Annotated in this window: 1 protein-coding gene; it reads left to right on the forward strand. The window is 78.4% G+C overall.

Annotation, left to right across the window (positions count from 1 at the left end):
* On the forward strand, positions 1-370 hold a 370-nt coding region (locus GTW08_RS01585; protein WP_161151291.1), incomplete at both ends, for a hypothetical protein.

Below are 370 nucleotides of genomic sequence, written 5' to 3' on the forward strand. Positions count from 1 at the left end.
CCGCCTCGACCGGCGGGCGCTGCTCGCCGGGTACGGCCACGGGCGGGTCGCCCTCCCGTCGTATGCGTTCCAGCGAGAGCGGTACTGGCCGGAGACGGCGGCCGCCGCCGTGCCCGAGGGCACCGGTGCCGACGCCGAGTTCTGGGCCGCCGTCGAGCGCGACGACGTCGAGGGACTGGTCGGCTCGCTCGGCCTGGACGACGCCACCGTCTCCGCGATGGTCCCGGCGCTGACCGCATGGCGTCGCCGCCGCGGCGAGCAGGCCACCCGGGACGGCTGGCGCTACCGCATCACCTGGGCCCCGCGCGGCGGGTCCCCGGCCGGCGGCGACCTCGACGGCCGCCGCCTCGTGCTGGTCCCGCAGACCTAC

The organism is Pseudonocardia sp. SID8383, assembly GCF_009864975.1.
Classification (GTDB): Bacteria; Actinomycetota; Actinomycetes; order Mycobacteriales; family Pseudonocardiaceae; genus Pseudonocardia; species Pseudonocardia alni.